This window comes from Limnospira sp. PMC 1279.21 (genome assembly GCF_032349615.1).
GTDB lineage: Bacteria > Cyanobacteriota > Cyanobacteriia > Cyanobacteriales > Microcoleaceae > Limnospira > Limnospira fusiformis.
In genome coordinates this window covers 1-270 of the sequence record NZ_JARPLU010000612.1, presented here as the reverse complement: position 1 = coordinate 270, position 270 = coordinate 1, and the positions used below count along the sequence as shown (strand labels likewise).

The following is a 270-nucleotide window of genomic DNA, read 5'->3' as shown; positions in this document are numbered from 1 at the left end:
TCTTATACAATAGCCATACATTATACTGTACTTTGTGTTTTGTGTAAAGGCTGTAAATCCTATCCTGATGACAGCTTTAACTTCTGCTCTGGGAATGCTACCCTTGGCGATCGCACAGGGGGCCGGAAATGAAGTTCTACAACCCCTCGCCATCGTGGTATTAGGAGGATTATTCACCTCTACGGCTTTAAAGAGTGTTAGTCATTCCAGCCTTATATAGCACAAGACAGAAAACTTAGGACGTATAATGGAGAGGACGAGATGACTAAG

Annotated in this window: 1 pseudogene; it reads left to right on the top strand. The window is 43.0% G+C overall.

What is annotated here, in order from left to right:
• Nucleotides 1–52: 52 nt before the first annotated feature.
• Nucleotides 53–239 (top strand): annotated as a pseudogene (locus tag P5683_RS26220) (efflux RND transporter permease subunit); the annotation flags it as partial.
• Between the last annotated feature and the right edge of the window lie 31 nt (nt 240–270).